The organism is Sphingopyxis sp. CR5, assembly GCF_059693785.1.
The window spans coordinates 105691-120560 of sequence record NZ_JCATIE010000001.1; the positions used below are offsets into that span (position 1 = coordinate 105691).

The 14870-nt window shown below is 65.6% G+C and carries 12 protein-coding genes; 5 read left to right on the forward strand and 7 right to left on the reverse strand.

The annotated features are described in order from the left end of the window. Positions 1 to 157 precede the first annotated feature (157 nt). From rpoD to AC58D2_RS00525, 4 genes are all read right to left on the reverse strand, one after another. Entirely contained in the window at positions 158 to 2167 is a 2010-nt protein-coding gene (gene rpoD / locus AC58D2_RS00510; RefSeq protein ID WP_497386266.1) for an RNA polymerase sigma factor RpoD, read from the reverse strand. Positions 2168 to 2203: 36 nt separating this feature from the next. Beyond that, positions 2204 to 4123, reverse strand: coding sequence for a DNA primase (gene dnaG / locus AC58D2_RS00515; RefSeq protein WP_497386268.1), 1920 nt, complete (start codon positions 4121 to 4123; stop codon positions 2204 to 2206). A gap of 64 nt (positions 4124 to 4187) precedes the next feature. Continuing rightward, complete coding sequence (locus AC58D2_RS00520; protein WP_497386270.1) at positions 4188 to 4631, reverse strand: endonuclease domain-containing protein; 444 nt, start codon at positions 4629 to 4631, stop codon at positions 4188 to 4190. 82 nt (positions 4632 to 4713) lie between these two features. Beyond that, positions 4714 to 5166, reverse strand: coding sequence for a GatB/YqeY domain-containing protein (locus AC58D2_RS00525; RefSeq protein ID WP_497386272.1), 453 nt, complete (start codon positions 5164 to 5166; stop codon positions 4714 to 4716). A gap of 131 nt (positions 5167 to 5297) precedes the next feature. Between AC58D2_RS00525 and carA the strand changes: the two genes are divergently transcribed. Together carA and AC58D2_RS00535 are read left to right on the forward strand one after the other, a co-directional pair. Beyond that, on the forward strand, positions 5298 to 6569 hold the full coding sequence (gene carA / locus AC58D2_RS00530) for a glutamine-hydrolyzing carbamoyl-phosphate synthase small subunit (protein WP_497386274.1): 1272 nt from the start codon (positions 5298 to 5300) through the stop codon (positions 6567 to 6569). Positions 6570 to 6589: 20 nt separating this feature from the next. Next, positions 6590 to 6985, forward strand: coding sequence for a hypothetical protein (locus AC58D2_RS00535; protein ID WP_497386276.1), 396 nt, complete (start codon positions 6590 to 6592; stop codon positions 6983 to 6985). Between the two features lie 190 nt (positions 6986 to 7175). Here the strand turns inward: AC58D2_RS00535 and AC58D2_RS00540 are convergent, their stop codons facing one another. Continuing rightward, positions 7176 to 7496, reverse strand: a complete 321-nt coding sequence (locus AC58D2_RS00540; protein ID WP_497386278.1) for an endonuclease domain-containing protein — start codon at positions 7494 to 7496, stop codon at positions 7176 to 7178. A gap of 127 nt (positions 7497 to 7623) precedes the next feature. Between AC58D2_RS00540 and carB the strand changes: the two genes are divergently transcribed. The 3 genes from carB to AC58D2_RS00555 all read left to right on the forward strand — a co-directional run bounded on the left by carB (position 7624) and on the right by AC58D2_RS00555 (position 12164). Beyond that, positions 7624 to 10941: a carbamoyl-phosphate synthase large subunit gene (gene carB, locus AC58D2_RS00545; RefSeq protein WP_497386280.1), complete on the forward strand. Its 3318-nt coding sequence runs from the start codon at positions 7624 to 7626 to the stop codon at positions 10939 to 10941. A gap of 97 nt (positions 10942 to 11038) precedes the next feature. Continuing rightward, a complete protein-coding gene (gene greA / locus AC58D2_RS00550; RefSeq protein WP_497386282.1) occupies positions 11039 to 11515 on the forward strand; it encodes a transcription elongation factor GreA in 477 nt (158 codons plus the stop codon). 13 nt (positions 11516 to 11528) lie between these two features. Then, entirely contained in the window at positions 11529 to 12164 is a 636-nt protein-coding gene (locus tag AC58D2_RS00555; RefSeq protein WP_497386284.1) for a rhomboid family intramembrane serine protease, read from the forward strand. A 321-nt stretch (positions 12165 to 12485) separates the two neighbouring features. Here AC58D2_RS00555 and AC58D2_RS00560 read toward each other — a convergent pair whose 3' ends face one another. Beyond that, positions 12486 to 13028 (reverse strand): NUDIX hydrolase, encoded by a 543-nt coding sequence (locus AC58D2_RS00560; protein ID WP_497386286.1) that lies wholly within the window; start codon positions 13026 to 13028, stop codon positions 12486 to 12488. 86 nt (positions 13029 to 13114) lie between these two features. Then, positions 13115 to 14782, reverse strand: a complete 1668-nt coding sequence (locus AC58D2_RS00565) for a long-chain-fatty-acid--CoA ligase (protein ID WP_497386288.1) — start codon at positions 14780 to 14782, stop codon at positions 13115 to 13117. Positions 14783 to 14870: the final 88 nt, after the last annotated feature.

The following is a 14870-nucleotide window of genomic DNA, read 5'->3' on the forward strand; positions in this document are numbered from 1 at the left end:
CCCGGTCTTGTTCCTGTCGTCGCGCGTCGGTCGGGGCGGGGGCGCCGTTGCCGGCGACGCCGCGGTCCTATCCGGCCCGCATGACAAAGCGGTGGCCGGTTAGACCGGCCACCGTTGATATTCGATGAATGGGCGGGCGGCGGGCGGCCGCGCCGCCTTACTGGTCGAGGAAGCTGCGCATCTTGCGGCTGCGCGACGGGTGCTTCAGCTTGCGGAGCGCCTTCGCCTCGATCTGGCGAATGCGCTCGCGAGTGACGCTGAACTGCTGTCCGACCTCTTCAAGCGTATGGTCGGTATTCATCCCGATGCCGAAGCGCATCCGCAGCACGCGCTCCTCGCGCGGAGTCAGCGAGGCGAGGACCCGCGTCACCGTTTCCTTGAGGTTCGACTGCACCGCGGCATCGACCGGGATGATCGCATTCTTGTCCTCGATGAAATCGCCGAGGTGGCTGTCTTCCTCGTCGCCGATCGGCGTTTCGAGGGAGATCGGCTCCTTGGCGATCTTCATCACCTTGCGCACCTTTTCGAGCGGCATCGACAGGCGCTCGGCCATTTCCTCCGGGGTCGGCTCGCGCCCGCTTTCGTGCAGGAACTGGCGGCTGCAACGCACCAGCTTGTTGATCGTCTCGATCATGTGGACCGGGATGCGGATCGTGCGCGCCTGGTCGGCGATCGAACGCGTGATCGCCTGCCGGATCCACCAGGTCGCATAGGTGCTGAACTTGTAGCCGCGGCGGTATTCGAATTTGTCGACCGCCTTCATCAGGCCGATATTGCCTTCCTGGATCAGGTCGAGGAATTGCAGGCCGCGGTTTGTGTATTTCTTTGCGATCGAGATCACGAGGCGCAGGTTCGCCTCGACCATTTCCTTCTTGGCGATGCGCGCCTCGCGCTCGCCCTTCTGGACCATGTTCACCACGCGGCGAAACTCGGGCAGGCTCATGCCGGCGGCCTGCGCGATCTCGCTGATCTCGGTGCGGATACGATCGACCGCGGTGCCCTCATTCTCCGCAAAGGCGGCCCATTTCTTGTCGAGCTTGCCGACCTCGTCGAGCCAATTCTCTTCGAGCTCGCGGCCGATATAATGGTCGAGGAACGACTTGCGCGGAACCTTGTGACGCTCGGCCAGGCGCAGCATCTGGCCGCCGAGCGCGGTCAGGCGGCGGTTGTAGCTGTAGAGCTGGTCGACCAGATATTCGATCTTGGTGCCGTGGAACTGCACGCTTTCGACCTGCGCGGTCAGCTCTTCGCGCAGCTTGTGATATTTCTTTTCCGATGCCGCGGGGAACTCGCCCGCCGCCGACAGCGCCTCGAGCCGCGCGTCCTGCAGCTTCTGGAAGGCCTTGAAGCTCTTGGTGATCGCGGCGAATTTCTCGAGCGCGTCGGGCTTGAGCAGTTCCTCCATCGCCGCGAGGCTGAGCGTATTGTCCTCGTCGTCGTCGTCGAAGCCTTCGCGCTTCTTCGCCGTGCCCTCGCCATCCTCGTCTTCGCCGTCCGCGTCGGGCTCGTCCTCGACCTCGTCGTCGTCCTTGAACGAGACGCCGGCGTTCTTTTCGCTGATCTCGCCGTCGTCCTCTTCCTCTTCGTCGAGGTTTTCGGGCGCGGGGTCCTTGGTCAGCATCGCTTCGAGATCGACGATCTCGCGCAGCTGCATGTCGCCATTGTTGAGCGCGTTCGACCATTCGATGATCGCGTTGAAGGTCAGCGGGCTTTCGCACAGCCCCAGGATCATCGTGTCGCGGCCCGCCTCGATGCGCTTCGCGATCGCGATTTCGCCTTCGCGGCTCAAAAGCTCGACCGCGCCCATTTCGCGCAGGTACATGCGAACGGGATCGTCGGTGCGATCGACCGTTTCCTTCTTCTTTTCGACCGCGGGATTCGAAACCGAACCGGTGCCGGCGGAGACGTCGACTTCGTCGTCGGTTTCCTGCTCGGCCTCTTCCTGGACGTCCTCGTCGCTTTCGACGATGTTGATGCCCATGTCGGAGATCGCCGACATGATATCCTCGATCTGCTCCGACGACATCTGGTCCTGCGGCAACGCCGCATTGAGCTCGTCATAGGTTAGGTAGCCGCGCTTCTTGCCGCGCGCGATCAGTTTCTTGACGTCGGCTTCGTTGAGGTCGATCAGCGGAGCATCGGTTTCGGCGTTGGTCTTGGTGGCCATCATTCTTCCTGCCTAAAGGGCATAAACTCAAAGTCGTCAGCGCTGGCTGCTCTCGGTCAGCGCAGCCAGCCGGCGGGTCAAATCCTCGTCCATTGCGCGCAGTTTCTGCTGCCGCGCCAGGCCGTCTTCATCCATCGTGCGCTGGAAATCCGCAGTGGCCTCGGCCAGCCGGGCACGGATTTCCGGCTGGGTCACCAGCACGCCGATATAGTCGTCGAGGTCGCGAAGCGCGGTGTCCCGTGCCGCATCGGCCCCGTCGCCGTCTTCCAGCCGTCGCGTGAACGAGAAGTGCATTCCGTCGGCTCTGAGCAGCGTCGTCGCCCTATTATACACTTTCATCGGCTCCAATATGGCAAGCAACCCCTCGCAATCAAGCCCTTCCTGGGCAATTGCGCTGTCAAGCATCGCGCCGAGCAGTTCGGCGTCGGCGGGATTGCCGATCGCGAGCCGCGTCAATTCCTCTTCGTGCCGCGCGAGCGCCTCCGGATAGCGCAGCAATCCGCCGATCAGCGCCGCGATATAGGGCGCGGCGATTCCGGCTTCCCCGATCGAACGCGTTTCGGCACCGGGAGGTTGCAGCCGCGGGTCGGGCGCGAAGCGTCGGCCGCCGCCGCGCTGGCCCGCCGGCGCCCACGGCACTCGCGCCCCGCGGTCGGGCCGCGCGCGCGCGAACAGCGCGTCGAGTCGTTCGCGAAACGCCTCGCGATAATGATGCCGCACATCGGCGTCCTGGATCGCGTCGGCGTGGTCGAGCAGCCGCGCCTTGAGCGCCGCGCGCTCTTCGGGCGTCGTCAGCGGCGCGGCCGCGACCTCGTGCGCCCACAGCCGTTCGACGAGCGGCTGCGCCTCGTCGAGCACGGCGGCAAAGCCCTCGGCGCCCTTGGCGCGGACGAGGTCGTCGGGGTCCTGCCCGGCGGGGAGCGTCGCGAAGGCGAGGCTGAAGCCGGGGCGGAGAAGGGGAAGCGCGCGCGTCGCGGCACGCATCGCCGCCTTTTGCCCCGCGGCGTCGCCGTCGAAGCACAGGACCGGCACGGGCACCATCCGCCACAAGAGGCCCAGCTGGTTCTCGGTCAGCGCGGTGCCGAGCGGCGCGACCGCGTCGGCGATCCCCGCCTCGGCCAGCGCGATGACGTCCATATAGCCCTCGACGACGATCACGCGGTCGGTCTGCCGCGACGCGGGGCTGGCCTTGTCGAGATTGAAGAGCGTGCGCCCCTTGTCGAACAGCGGGGTGTCGGGCGAGTTCAGATATTTGGGTGCGCCGTCGCTCCCCCCGCTCCCGCTGTTGCGGGTTGCGGGCGATTCGAGCGCGCGGCCGCCGAACGCGATCACCCGCCCGCGCGCGTCGCGGATCGGGATCATCAGCCGCCCCCGGAAGCGGTCGTAGGGCTCCTTGTCCTCGACCGATATCAGCATCCCCGATTCGACGAGCATCGCGGTCGGGAATTTCTTCAGCGCGTCCTTGAGCGCGGTGCGGCTGCTGGGCGCGAGGCCGAAGCCGAAGGCGCGCCGCGTCGCGTCGGAGATGCCGCGCTTTGCCAGATAGTCGCGCGCCGGGGCGCCGTTCGCGCTGTCGAGCTGCTGCACGAACCATTCCGCCGCCGCCTGGGTCACGTCGCGCAGGCTCGCCTGCGCCTCGGCCTTCTTCGCCGCGCGCGGGTCGGGCGCGGGAACCTCCATCCCCGCTTCGGCGGCGAGTTCCTTGACCGCGTCCATGAACGACAGCCCGCGCTGGTCGGTCATCCAGCGGATCGCGTCGCCGTGCGCCGAACAGCCGAAGCAGTGATAGAAACCCTTTTCGTCGTTGATCGTGAAGCTGGGCGTCTTTTCGTTATGAAAGGGGCAGCAGGCCTTATACTCGCGCCCGGCGCGGGTGATCTTCACCGTGCGGCCGATCAGCGTCGACAGCGTGATGCGCGAGCGCAGTTCGTCGAGCCATTGCGGGGTGAGGGTCATCAGCGTGGCATGCCCACCCCCGACCCCTCCCGCAAGCGGGAGGGGAGAAGAGTCACGTTCGCGGTCATATGTCCCCCTCCCGCTTGCGGGAGGGGGGAAGTGTCAAGTTCGCCGTCAATGAGTTCCCCTCCCGCTTGCGGGAGGGGTTAGGGGTGGGCAGATGGGCAAGGTGCCGTTCGATCTCGCGCACGACACCTTCGATATTGTCGATCACATCGGCATTGGAAAAACGCAGAACGCGATAACCATTCTGCGCCAGCCATATGTCGCGATGGGCGTCATGGGCCGAGCGCATATTATGTGAATATCCGTCGATTTCGATGATCAAATGTGCCTCGCGGCAAAGGAAATCGACGAAATAGGGCCCAACAGGCATTTGGCGGCTGAATTTCCATCCGCCGAGTTTTCGTCCCGACAGGCAACGCCACAGGGTTCGCTCGGCTGGCGTGGCGGCATTGCGCAATTCCCTGGCACGGGAGGTGTTACGGGGTTGGAACCGACCATCCATGACAAGGCGTATGCCCACCCCCGACCCCTCCCGCAAGCGGGAGGGGGGATTATGATTGCGGTCGCCGGTTCTTGCCGGAGCCTCAGCCCAAAGCCGCCTTCACCCAGCTGCTCGCCTTGCTCATGTCGAGCTGGCTGCCGTGGCGGTCCTTCACCGCCGCCATCACGCGGCCCATGTCCTTGACGCTCGTCGCGCCCAGTTCGGCGACGATCGCCGCGATCGCGGCCTTCGCTTCGTCTTCGCTCAGCTGCGCGGGCAGGAAATCCTCGATCACCGCGACCTCGGCGGCTTCGGCGTCGGCGAGTTCCTGGCGGCCGCCCTGTTCGTACATGGTGATCGATTCGCGGCGCTGCTTGACCATTTTCTGCAGGACGTCGGTGACGAGGACATCGTCGTCGGCGGGTGCAGTGCCGGTGCGCAGTTCGATGTCGCGGTCCTTGATCTTGGCCAGCATCAGCCGGATCGTGCCCAAACGCGCCTTGTCGCCGGCCTTCATCGCGGCGACCTGCGCAGCCTTGATGTCATCGCGAATCATGCGTGTCCCCATGCGCTGCCATTTCGGAAAGAAGTCTCTTTAGCGACAAGATTCATAATCCGATAGCTTGTGAATCACTTTTTTGCTTCCTAGTTGGTCGGCCGTTTAGCCTTCCGACCGGAGCAACGAAAATGGCCCCCGCCACGCCGAAAACCACGCCCGAATCCCAGCCCGCCGGAGCGACGGGTGTTCTTGTCCTTGCCGACGGCACGATCGTCTGGGGGCAGGGCTATGGCGCCGCCGGCGCCGGGGTCGGCGAAATCTGTTTCAACACCTCGATGACGGGCTATCAGGAAATCCTGACCGACCCCAGCTATGCGGGGCAGATCGTCACCTTCACCTTTCCGCACATCGGCAATGTCGGCGCGAACCCGGAGGATGTCGAGCGGAGCGCGCGCGCCGCGATCGGCGCGATCACGCGCGAGCTGCCGACCGCGCCCAGCAATTTCCGCAGCCGCATGCCGCTTCCCGAATGGATGGCGGCCGAGGGTCTGATCGGCCTGGCCGGCATCGACACGCGCGCGCTGACCCGCCGCATCCGTGGGCTCGGCGCACCGAACGGCGTGATCGCGCACAGCCCCGACGGCAGGTTCGATATCGACGAGTTGCTCGCCATGGCGCGCGGCTGGCCGGGGCTTGAGGGGATGGACCTGGCGAAAGAGGTCAGCCGGGGGGATGCCGGGGATTGGGACGCGGGGACGTGGGAACTGGGCAAGGGCTATGCCTCTCCCCTCCCGCTTGCCGGAGGGGGCGGGGGTGGGCCGACTTCCGAATCGGCGCTTGCCGAAATGCCCACCCCTAACCCCTCCCGCAAGCGGGAGGGGGACGGCAGACCCCATGTCGTCGCGATCGACTATGGCGCGAAGGACAATATCTTTCGCAACCTGGTAAAGGCCGGCGCGCGCGTCACCGTGGTGCCCGCGACCGCGACGCTCGATCAGGTGCTGGCGCTCGAACCCGCGGGCGTATTCCTGTCGAACGGCCCCGGCGACCCCGCGGCGACGGGCGAATATGCGGTGCCGGTGATCCGGGGGCTGCTGGAGCGCGACATGCCGATCTTCGGCATCTGCCTCGGCCACCAGATGCTCGCCATCGCGGCGGGCGCGAAGACGGTGAAGATGCACCAGGGCCACCGCGGCGCGAACCATCCGGTGCAGCGCGTCGGCGGCGATTTCGCCGACGGCGTGGTCGAGATCACCAGCATGAACCACGGCTTCGCGGTCGACGCTTCGACGCTGCCCGCGGGCGTGGTCGAGACGCACAAGAGCCTGTTCGACGGATCGAACTGCGGCATCGCGATCACGGGCAAGCAGGCGTTCAGCGTGCAATATCACCCCGAGGCGAGCCCGGGGCCGCAGGACAGCTTCTATCTGTTCGAGAAGTTTGTCGGTGGGTTGAAGTGATTACTCCCAGGCTGGAACGAATGAAAAATCTGCTCCTGCTCGATGCAGTTAAATATGTGAACGACCGACGCTTAGATGGCGTCGATCTGCTCAAAGTTCCGACGATGCACTCTTATGGCGTCAACAACGCTCACGCAAATAGGCGAGAAATACGTCAGATCATGGAAATATGGGAAGCAGAAGGTTTCGGTACGATCTCTACGGTAGAACACGCTCCATTCTTCTTTACATTTAATGATCGTGCCAAGGCGGCCGCTGAGAGTTTCGAGAAGCAACAAAATCGCCGCTCGATTTCAGATCGCTTGGCAGACGACAAGTTTCAGAAAATTAGCACCCTGACGATCTCGTTCTTTTCTCTCGCAGTATCAGTGGCAGCGATTGTAGTTGCCTATCTAGCTTACGTTAAGGCCAACTAATGCCCAAAAGAACCGACATCCAATCCATCCTCGTCATCGGCGCCGGCCTGACTCCCTCTCCCCGACGGGGAGAGGGTTGGGGTGAGGGGGCTCGGCGCTGATGGCATCGGCGGCGGTGCATCCTCTGCCAACTTTGTCCAGGCCATTTCATGGCCAAGGCTGCGTATCCTTGTCCCTCAAGGGAGAAGGATCAGGTTGGACTGTTGCGGGACAGCAAAATCTCGCGGCGGATGACGTCCAGCACGCCGTCGATATTTCCGACGACGTCGTTGTTCCAGAACCGCAGCACCCGGAAACCATGCGCTTCGATCAGGCGCGTCCGTTCGACATCGACCGAGCTGTCCGCATGTTGTCCGCCGTCAAGCTCGATCACCAGCCGCAAGCTACGGCAGGCGAAATCGGCGACATAAGGCCCGATGGGGAATTGAAAAACGAATTTCGTGTCTTCGATCTGCCGGCTTCGGATGCGTTGCCACAGCCGGTCTTCGACCATCGTGCGGTCGCGCCGCAATTTGCGTGCCATGCGGGTCAGCCGTTTGCCGGTCATGCGCCGTGCACCCTCATCCAACTGCGCCTAGGTGGCCGAGCCGCCAAGGCTTCGTATCCTTCTCCCTCCAGGGAGAAGGCAAGGGAAAATCATGCCTAAACGTACAGATATTTCGTCCATCCTCGTCATCGGCGCCGGCCCGATCGTTATCGGTCAGGCCTGCGAGTTCGATTATTCGGGGACGCAGGCGATCAAGGCGCTGAAGGAGGAGGGCTATCGCATCGTCCTCGTCAACTCCAACCCGGCGACGATCATGACCGATCCCGACCTCGCCGACGCCACCTATGTCGAGCCGATCACGCCCGAGATCGTCGCGAAGATCATCGAAAAGGAGCGCCCCGACGCGGTGCTGCCGACGATGGGCGGGCAGACCGCGCTCAACACCGCGCTCGCCTTGTTCAACGACGGCACGCTCACCAAATATGGCGTCGAGATGATCGGCGCGGATGCCGAGGCGATCGACAAGGCCGAGGACCGGCAGAAGTTCCGCGACGCGATGGACAAGATCGGGCTCGAAAGCGCGCGCTCGGGCGTCGCGCACACGCTCGACGAGGCGTTCGCGGTGCTCGAACGCACCGGGCTCCCTGCGATCATCCGTCCGTCGTTCACGCTCGGCGGCACCGGCGGCGGCATCGCGTACAATCGCGAGGAATTCGAGCATATCGTCCGCGGCGGCCTGATCGCCTCGCCCACCACCGAAGTCCTGATCGAGGAATCGCTCCTCAGCTGGAAGGAGTTCGAGATGGAGGTGGTGCGCGACCGCAAGGACAATTGCATCATCATCTGTTCGATCGAAAATGTCGATCCGATGGGCGTGCATACCGGCGACAGCATCACCGTCGCCCCCGCGCTGACGCTGACCGACAAGGAATATCAGATCATGCGCAACGCCAGCATCGCGGTGCTGCGCGAGATCGGGGTCGAGACGGGCGGGTCGAACGTGCAGTTCGCGGTCAATCCGAAGGACGGCCGCCTGATCGTGATCGAGATGAACCCGCGCGTGTCGCGGTCGTCGGCGCTCGCGTCGAAGGCGACGGGGTTCCCGATCGCCAAGGTCGCGGCGAAGCTGGCGGTCGGCTACACGCTCGACGAGATCATGAACGACATCACCGGCGTGACCCCGGCGTCGTTCGAGCCGACGATCGACTATGTCGTCACCAAGATCCCGCGCTTCGCCTTCGAGAAATTCAAGGGGTCCGAACCCCTGCTCTCGACCGCGATGAAGTCGGTGGGTGAGGTGATGGCGATCGGGCGGACCATCCATGAATCGCTGCAAAAGGCGCTGCGCGGGCTGGAGACGGGGCTGTCGGGCTTCAACTTCGTCGACCGCCTCGTCGGCGCGAGCCCCGAGCAGCTGAAGAGCGAACTCGCGCGGCGCACCCCCGACCGGCTGCTCAACGCCGCGCAGGCGATCCGCGAAGGGCTGCCGCTCGAAGAGATCAACCGCATCGCGGGCTATGATATGTGGTTCCTCGAGCGCATCGCCGAGATCGTCGCCGCCGAAAATGCGGTGATGGCCGACGGCCTGCCGCGCGACGCGGCGGGGCTGCGCAAATTGAAGGCGATGGGCTTTTCGGACAAGCGCCTCGCCTATCTGGCGCTCCAGTCGGTGCATCTGCGTGGCGGCGCGCGCGGCGTCGCGCACGGCACCGGGCTGATCCACGAAACGGTCAAGGCGATGACTGGCGGCGTCACGGAGGCCGAAGTGCGCGCTCTGCGTCACAAGCTGGGCGTGCGCCCCGTCTACAAGACGATCGACACCTGCGCCGCCGAATTCCAGGCGCAGACCCCCTATCTCTATTCGACTTATGAAGCGCCGAGCTTTGGCGAGGCGGAGAATGAGGCGAACCCGAGCGACCGCAAGAAGGTCGTGATCCTGGGCGGCGGGCCGAACCGGATCGGGCAGGGGATCGAGTTCGACTATTGCTGTTGCCACGCCTGCTTCGCGCTCGAGGATGCGGGCTATGAAACGATCATGGTCAACTGCAACCCCGAAACGGTGTCGACCGATTACGACACGTCGGACCGCCTCTATTTCGAACCGCTGACGGTCGAGGACGTGCTCGAAATCCTGCACGTCGAAATGTCGAAGGGCACGCTGGCGGGCGTGATCGTCCAGTTCGGCGGCCAGACACCGCTCAAGCTCGCCGGCGCGCTCGAAGAGGCGGGGATTCCCATCCTGGGAACGTCGCCCGATGCGATCGACCTGGCCGAAGACCGCGAACGCTTTGCCGCCCTGGTCAACAAGCTGGGGCTCAAGCAGCCCGAAAACGGCATCGCGCGCAGCCGCGAAGAGGCGATCGCGGTCGCGTCGCGCATCGGCTATCCGGTGCTTACCCGGCCGAGCTATGTCCTCGGCGGCCGCGCGATGGAGATCGTCGACGGCGAGGATCAGCTCGAAAATTATATCGAGACCGCGGTGCAGGTGTCGGGGGATTCGCCGGTGCTGATCGACCGCTATCTGCGCGATGCGATCGAGGTCGATGTCGATGCGCTGTGCGACGGCACCGATGTCGTCGTGGCGGGCGTGCTCCAGCATATCGAGGAAGCGGGCGTCCATTCGGGCGACAGCGCCTGCTCGATCCCGCCCTACAGCCTGCCCGCCGACATCATCGCCGAGATCGAGCGCCAGACCGACGCGCTGGCGCGCGCTTTGCAGGTGCGCGGGCTGATGAACGTGCAATATGCGGTGAAGGACGGCGAGGTCTATCTGATCGAGGTGAACCCGCGCGCGAGCCGCACGGTGCCCTTTGTCGCGAAAGCGGTCGGTTCGCCGATCGCCAAGATCGCGGCGCGGGTGATGGCGGGCGAGAAGCTCGCCGACCTGCCCACGATCAATCGCGACATCGCCCATGTCGCGGTAAAGGAAGCGGTCTTCCCCTTCGCGCGCTTCCCGGGCACCGACCCGGTGCTGAGCCCCGAGATGAAGTCGACCGGCGAGGTCATGGGGATCGACATCGACTTCAACCTCGCCTTTGCCAAGGCGCAGCTGGGCGCGGGCGACCGGTTGCCGACCGAGGGGCGGCTGTTCGTGTCGGTCAAGGACAGCGACAAGCCGCGCATCGTGCCCGCGGTGAAAAAGCTCGCCGACTGGGGCTGGCAGGTGATCGCGACCGGCGGCACCGCCGATTATCTGGGGAGCCAGGGAATCGCGGTCGAGCGCGTGAACAAGGTGGCCGAAGGGCGCCCGCACATCGTCGACCGGATCAAGGACGGCGACGTGCAGCTGATCTTCAACACCACCGAAGGCTGGCAGAGCTTGCAGGATTCGCAGTCGATCCGCGCTTCGGCGCTCGCCGCCGACATCGCCTATTACACGACCGCCGCAGCAAGCCACGCCGCGACCGAGGCGATCGGGGCGCTGCGCGCGCGATCTCTTGAAGTGCAGCCGCTTCAGGACTATTATTGACGGACCGCTTCACCCCCCGACATCGACGGAAACAGCGGCTCAGCCCGCCCGGCGCCTCTCGCGCCGGGGCAGGATTTTTGACGAAGGACAATTGGTAATGGCAAGCGTTGAAAAGGTGCCGATGCTGGCAGAAGGCTATGAGAAGCTGAGCGCGCAGCTCGCCGCCCTCAAAGCCGAGCGGCCGCAGATCGTCGACGCGATCGAGGAAGCGCGCGCGCACGGCGACCTTTCGGAGAATGCCGAATATCACGCCGCGAAAGAGCGCCAGGGCCAGGTCGAAGCGACCATCGGCGACCTGGAGGACAAGCTGTCGCGCGCGCAGGTGATCGACCCGACGACGCTGTCGGGCGATCGCATCGTGTTCGGCGCGACCGTCACGCTCGCCGACGAGGACGACAAGCCGGTCAGATACCAGATCGTCGGCCAGGCTGAAGCCGACGCGAAGGCGGGCAAGATCAGCTACAACTCGCCGCTCGGCCGCGCGCTGATCGGCCGCAAGGTCGACGACGAGATCGAGGTCACCGTGCCTGCCGGCGACAAATATTATCTGGTGACGAAGATCGAATTCCTCTGAGGGGCGGCAGACGATGAAACCGCAGGCGGCGCCGCTGGTCACGGGCTACGCGCTCGCCTGCGTCGTCCTTTTCGTGCTGCTGTCGATTACCGGATTCCAGGTCGACGCGATCGTTCGCGCGGGCTTCATTCCCGGCCGCTGGGGCAGCGAGCTCGTGCTGCCGGCGGGGGCCATGATACCCTTTGTGCTGACCCCGCTGACCGCGGCTTTCCTGCATGCCGGGGTGCTGCACCTCGTCTTCAACCTTGTCGTGCTGCTTTATATCGGGCGCCAGCTCGAAGCGCCGCTGGGGTCGAAGGCGACCGCGGTGCTGCTCGTCGCGGGGGCCTATGCCGGGGCGTTCGCGCATTGGCTGTCGGGACCGCAATCGGCGGTGCCGATGATCGGCGCGAGCGGCGCGATCTCTGCCCTGATCGCGGTTTTCGCGCTGATCTTCAGCCGGTCGCAGACGCGCGCGATCGGCCCCATCCCAAGCCATTGGGTCCGCGCGCTGTGGCTCGCCGCGGCGTGGATCGGGGTGCAATTGCTGCTCGGCTTTGCGGGCGGCGGCGGCTTCGGGTCGATCGCGATCTGGGCCCATGTCGGCGGCTTCGTCGCCGGGCTGGCCCTGGCGCGCCCGCTGCTGCGCTGGCGCTTTGGAGCGCGCTAGCGTCCTCCCGGCACTGATTGAGCCATTTTCGGGGCCCCTCCCCTTCGGCGAGGAGGCCTCGAAGCCTTGCGCAAGGCCGATAGACCCCACCCCCGGCCCCTCCCCTGAAGGGGAGGGGTGATTCAACATCGCCCGGAAAAACTCCAGGCGGGGCATCGACGCGCCGGGCGGTTTCGGGGTGGGGAACGGCCGTTTGCCTTCTTCGTCATCCCGGACTTGATCCGGGATCCACTCCTCCCGACGCTGCGCTTAATGGACCCCGGATCAAGTCCGGGGTGACGATATTCTATGTGTCACAACCGGTCGCACGCAGGCATGCGGTCAGGCGAGCAGTCCGCCCGCGAGGAGCATCGTCATGCGGACGTCGATGCCGCAGCCTTCGGCGCGCTTGGCCGCGACGAAATCGGCGATGCCGTCGAGCGGGACGCGGTGGACGACGATGTCCTCGCCGCCGACCCCGCCGCCGGGGCCGACCTTCGTCAATCCGGTCGCGACGAGCAGCGTGAAACTCTCGCTCACCATGCCCGGCGAGGAAAAGAATTCGCCGACCGTGCGCCAGTGCGCGGCGCGATAGCCCGTCTCTTCTTCCAGCTCGCGCGTCGCCGCTATCTCCGGCGCTTCGCCGCGCGTCTCGTCGCCGACGAGGCCCGCGGGCAATTCGAGGCAGTTGATCTTCAGCGGCACGCGATATTGTTCGACCAGGATGACGTGCCGCCCGTCGGGCGCATCGTCGATCGGCAGGATGACCGCGGCGTGGATGCCGCGCGCGCGGGTGACATATTCCCATGTACCCTGTTGCTGGACGGTGATGAAGCGACCGGCCCACGGGGTTTCGATGGGCGCGTCGGGGGCAGGGCGGGTCATGCGGGTCCTCTTTGTGGCGGGGAGAGAGGCGCCCCTCTTCGCCAGGCGCGCGCGAATTGCAAGGCCGGGATGGGCGGGGTCGCGGGTCAGGCGGCCTGTTCGGCGCGCAGCGCCTTGCGGTCGAGCTTGCCGATCATCGTCTTGGGCAGGTCGTCGCGCACCTCGACCGCGCTGACCCGTTCGTGCTTGCCGAGCTGCGGATTGAGCCACGCGGCAAGCGCGTCGCCCGACACCTCGAACCCGTCCTCGAGCGTGACGAAGGCCTTGGGCGTCTCGCCGCGATAGGCATCGGGCACGCCGAGCACGATCGCCTCCTTGACGGCGGGGTGCTGGTGGAGGTGCGCCTCGATCACGCTGGGGTAGACCTTGAATCCCCCGACCGCGATCATGTCCTTCAGCCGGTCGACGATGCGGATATAGCCGTCTTCGTCGATCGTCGCGACGTCGCCGGTGCGCAGCCAGCCGTCGGCGGTGAAGCTGTCCTTGTCGGCTTCGGGCCGGTTCCAGTAGCCCCGCATCACCTGCGGCCCCCGGACCGCGAGTTCCCCGGGTTCGCCCGCCGGCGCGTCGCGCGACGGGTCCTCCTTGTCGAGCAGGCGGATGTGCGTCGCGGGGATCGGCTGGCCGATCGTTCCCGCCTTGACCGGGCCGTCGTAGGGGTTGGTCGCGACGACCCCCGAGCTTTCGGTCAGGCCATAGCCTTCGACAAGCGACGCGCCGGTTGCGGCAACGAATTTCTCCCGCAGTTCGGCGGGCATCGGCGCCCCGCCCGAAATGCACACGCGCAGCGACGAAAAATCGGTCCGGGCGAGGTCGGGATGGTCGAGCAGCGCCTGGTACATCGTCGGCACGCCGGGCAGGGCGGTCGCCTTTGTCCGGGTAATCGTCGCGAGCGCCTGCTTTGCATCGAAGCGCGGCAGCATCGCAATCATCCCGCCGTTGAGGATCGTGCGGTTGAGGACGCAGGTGTTCGCAAAGACGTGAAAGAAGGGCAGGACCCCGAGGATCCGGTCGTCGGCGTCGCGGTCGGGATCGATCGCATTCACCTGCCGCGCGTTGGCGGTCAGATTCTGGTGGGTCAGCATCGCGCCCTTTGGCGTGCCGGTGGTGCCGCCGGTATATTGGATCAGCGCGACGTCGCTGGCCGCGTCGATCGCGACCGCGCGCGGCGCGCCGTCATTGTCGGTAAGGGCCGAAAACCGGATGACGCGCGGATCGTCGGGCAGCGCGCTGACCTCGCGCCGCCGGAACAGGCGGTAGAGCACCGACTTGGCGGCGGGCAGCGCGCCCGCGACCGACCCGACGACGAGACGCTTCAGGCTCGATCCGTCGAGCACCCGAAGCGCGGTCGGCAACAGCGCCGAGGCGCTCATCGTGAAAAGCAGTTCGGTCCCCGAATCCTCGACCTGGGCCTCGAGCTCGGGCACGGTGTAGAGCGGCGAGAAGTTGACCACCGTCGCCCCGGCGGCGAGCGCGCCGTAATAGGCCGCGACATAATGCGGGACGTTGGGCAGGAACAGGCCCACGCGGCTGCCCGGGCCGATACCGAGGTCCTGAAGCCCGCGCGCGACGCGAGCGACCCCGTCGGCGACTTCGGAATAGGAAAAGCGGCGCCCCATGAAGTCGAGCATCGGCGCGTCGCCTCTCTCCGCGACCGCCGCTGCCAGCATCTCCGGCAGCGACAGCGGCGCGAACGCCTGGTCCCACTGCGCGGGATGGCGGTAATGGGTCGACCACGAGAAGGCGCTGTTCATCAGGGAGGCGATTCCTTGGGGGCTGAGGGGCTTTCCTGACACTAGGGTCAGTAAGCCCCGAACGCAATCGGCGCACGCCTTGCGGCCC

Excerpts from the sequence above, each read along its gene's own strand:
- rpoD (WP_497386266.1), bottom strand. The coding sequence starts at position 2,167 with ATGGCCACCAAGACCAACGCCGAAACCGATGCTCCGCTGATCGACCTC.
- dnaG (WP_497386268.1), bottom strand. The coding sequence starts at position 4,123 with ATGACCCTCACCCCGCAATGGCTCGACGAACTGCGCTCGCGCATCACG.
- AC58D2_RS00520 (WP_497386270.1), bottom strand. The coding sequence starts at position 4,631 with ATGGATGGTCGGTTCCAACCCCGTAACACCTCCCGTGCCAGGGAATTG.
- AC58D2_RS00525 (WP_497386272.1), bottom strand. The coding sequence starts at position 5,166 with ATGATTCGCGATGACATCAAGGCTGCGCAGGTCGCCGCGATGAAGGCC.
- carA (WP_497386274.1), top strand. The coding sequence starts at position 5,298 with ATGGCCCCCGCCACGCCGAAAACCACGCCCGAATCCCAGCCCGCCGGA.
- AC58D2_RS00535 (WP_497386276.1), top strand. The coding sequence starts at position 6,590 with ATGAAAAATCTGCTCCTGCTCGATGCAGTTAAATATGTGAACGACCGA.
- carB (WP_497386280.1), top strand. The coding sequence starts at position 7,624 with ATGCCTAAACGTACAGATATTTCGTCCATCCTCGTCATCGGCGCCGGC.
- greA (WP_497386282.1), top strand. The coding sequence starts at position 11,039 with ATGGCAAGCGTTGAAAAGGTGCCGATGCTGGCAGAAGGCTATGAGAAG.
- AC58D2_RS00555 (WP_497386284.1), top strand. The coding sequence starts at position 11,529 with ATGAAACCGCAGGCGGCGCCGCTGGTCACGGGCTACGCGCTCGCCTGC.
- AC58D2_RS00560 (WP_497386286.1), bottom strand. The coding sequence starts at position 13,028 with ATGACCCGCCCTGCCCCCGACGCGCCCATCGAAACCCCGTGGGCCGGT.
- AC58D2_RS00565 (WP_497386288.1), bottom strand. The coding sequence starts at position 14,782 with ATGAACAGCGCCTTCTCGTGGTCGACCCATTACCGCCATCCCGCGCAG.